The sequence below is a fragment of the Marinomonas ostreistagni genome, assembly GCF_016888445.1.
GTDB lineage: Bacteria > Pseudomonadota > Gammaproteobacteria > Pseudomonadales > Marinomonadaceae > Marinomonas > Marinomonas ostreistagni.
Genome location: NZ_JAFEKF010000011.1, coordinates 1 through 3,096 on the forward strand (window position 1 = coordinate 1; position 3,096 = coordinate 3,096).

Here is a 3,096-nt window from a genome sequence, read left to right on the forward strand (position 1 = left end):
TGTCTGACTTAGTGCTTTGCACTAAACTTGCTCTTTAACAATTTGATCTTTTGAAATAGACGATAATCAAGCGTCAAACCGGTGGAATCCACATCTAACCCATGTGAGATTCTATGATCGTAAATCCAATGAAGAACAAAAGCTTCGTTGGTATGTAGTTCAAAGTAGCGAAAACTATTTTGGGTTATATGGTCAAGTGACCAAGCGTGCACGGTGGATGCCTTGGCAGTCAGAGGCGATGAAGGACGTGGTAATCTGCGAAAAGCTCGGGGAAGTTGATAAACAAACTGTGATCCCGAGATGTCCGAATGGGGAAACCCACCCGCTTGCGGGTATCGTTACGTGAATACATAGCGTAACGAGGCGAACCCGGGGAACTGAAACATCTAAGTACCCGGAGGAAAAGAAATCAACCGAGATTCCCTTAGTAGCGGCGAGCGAACGGGGATTAGCCCTTAAGTTAAATTGGTGTTAGTAGAAGGCTCTGGAAAGTGCCGCCATAGTGGGTGATAGCCCCGTATACGAAAACGCCTTTTTAATGAAATCGAGTAAGACGGGACACGTGATATCCTGTTTGAATATGGGGGGACCATCCTCCAAGGCTAAATACTCCTGACTGACCGATAGTGAACCAGTACCGTGAGGGAAAGGCGAAAAGAACCCCTGTGAGGGGAGTGAAATAGAACCTGAAACCGTGTACGTACAAGCAGTGGGAGCCGACTTTGTTCGGTGACTGCGTACCTTTTGTATAATGGGTCAACGACTTAATTTTAGTAGCAAGCTTAACCGTTTAGGGGAGGCGTAGGGAAACCGAGTCTTAATAGGGCGCCCAGTTGCTAGAATTAGACCCGAAACCGGGCGATCTATCCATGAGCAGGTTGAAGGTTGGGTAACACTAACTGGAGGACCGAACCCACGTACGTTGAAAAGTCCGGGGATGACTTGTGGATTGGAGTGAAAGGCTAATCAAGCTCGGAGATAGCTGGTTCTCCTCGAAAGCTATTTAGGTAGCGCCTCGCGTATTGCCATTGGGGGTAGAGCACTGTTTGGGCTAGGGGGTCATCCCGACTTACCAACCCCATGCAAACTCCGAATACCAATGAGTATGAGCGCGGGAGACACACGGCGGGTGCTAACGTCCGTCGTGAAAAGGGAAACAACCCAGACCGTCAGCTAAGGTCCCAAAGTTACAGTTAAGTGGGAAACGATGTGGGAAGGCTTAGACAGCTAGGAGGTTGGCTTAGAAGCAGCCATCCTTTAAAGAAAGCGTAATAGCTCACTAGTCGAGTCGGCCTGCGCGGAAGATATAACGGGGCTCAAACTGTACACCGAAGCTACGGGTTTACACTTTTGTGTAAGCGGTAGAGGAGCGTTCTGTAAGCCGTTGAAGGTCAAGCTGTAAGGCAGGCTGGAGGTATCAGAAGTGCGAATGTTGACATGAGTAACGATAAAGGGAGTGAAAACCTCCCTCGCCGGAAGACCAAGGGTTCCTGTCCCATGCTAATCAGGGCAGGGTGAGTCGGCCCCTAAGGCGAGGCTGAAAAGCGTAGTCGATGGGAAACGGGTTAATATTCCCGTACCGATGTATATTGCGATGGAGAGACGGAGAAAGCTAGGCCAGCACGGCGATGGTTGTCCGTGTTTAAGGCGGTAGGCTGAGTACTTAGGCAAATCCGGGTACTTAAGGCCGAGAACTGATGACGAACCCTCTTTTGGGTGAAGTGGTTGATGCCATGCTTCCAGGAAAAACTTCTAAGCTTCAGATATACATTGACCGTACCCCAAACCGACACAGGTGGTCAGGTAGAGAATACCAAGGCGCTTGAGAGAACTCGGGTGAAGGAACTAGGCAAAATGGCACCGTAACTTCGGGAGAAGGTGCGCCGGTTAGGGTGAAGGACTTGCTCCGTAAGCTCTGACCGGTCGAAGATACCAGGTGGCTGCGACTGTTTATTAAAAACACAGCACTCTGCAAACACGAAAGTGGACGTATAGGGTGTGACGCCTGCCCGGTGCTTGAAGGTTAATTGATGGGGTTAGCGTAAGCGAAGCTCTTGATCGAAGCCCAAGTAAACGGCGGCCGTAACTATAACGGTCCTAAGGTAGCGAAATTCCTTGTCGGGTAAGTTCCGACCTGCACGAATGGCGTAACGATGGCCACACTGTCTCCACCCGAGACTCAGTGAAATTGAAATCGCAGTGAAGATGCTGTGTATCCGCGGCTAGACGGAAAGACCCCGTGAACCTTTACTATAGCTTCACAGTGAACTTTGAACCTACTTGTGTAGGATAGGTGGGAGGCTTTGAAGTGCAGACGCCAGTTTGCATGGAGCCAATCTTGAAATACCACCCTGGTATGTTTGAGGTTCTAACTCAGGTCCGTAATCCGGATCGAGGACACTGTGTGGTGGGTAGTTTGACTGGGGCGGTCTCCTCCCAAAGAGTAACGGAGGAGCACGAAGGTGCGCTCAGCATGGTCGGAAATCATGCAAAGAGTGTAAAGGCAAAAGCGCGCTTAACTGCGAGACAGACACGTCGAGCAGGTACGAAAGTAGGTCTTAGTGATCCGGTGGTTCTGTATGGAAGGGCCATCGCTCAACGGATAAAAGGTACTCCGGGGATAACAGGCTGATACCGCCCAAGAGTTCACATCGACGGCGGTGTTTGGCACCTCGATGTCGGCTCATCACATCCTGGGGCTGAAGCCGGTCCCAAGGGTATGGCTGTTCGCCATTTAAAGTGGTACGCGAGCTGGGTTTAGAACGTCGTGAGACAGTTCGGTCCCTATCTGCCGTGGACGTTTGAGATTTGAGAGGAGCTGCTCCTAGTACGAGAGGACCGGAGTGGACGAACCTCTGGTGTTCCGGTTGTCACGCCAGTGGCATTGCCGGGTAGCTACGTTCGGACGGGATAACCGCTGAAAGCATCTAAGCGGGAAGCCTCCCTCAAGATAAGATCTCACTGGCACTTAAAGTGCCCTAAAGAGCCGTTCGAGACTAGGACGTTGATAGGTTGGGTGTGTAAGCGCTGTGAGGCGTTGAGCTAACCAATACTAATTGCTCGTGAGGCTTGACCATATAACACCAAAGTGGTTTT

The 3,096-nt window shown here is 50.5% G+C and carries 1 rRNA gene; it reads left to right on the top strand.

Annotated features, from left to right (window positions below):
- Window positions 1–190: 190 nt before the first annotated feature.
- Window positions 191–3,077 (top strand): 23S ribosomal RNA (locus JQX58_RS15145).
- The last annotated feature ends 19 nt before the right edge of the window (window positions 3,078–3,096 follow it).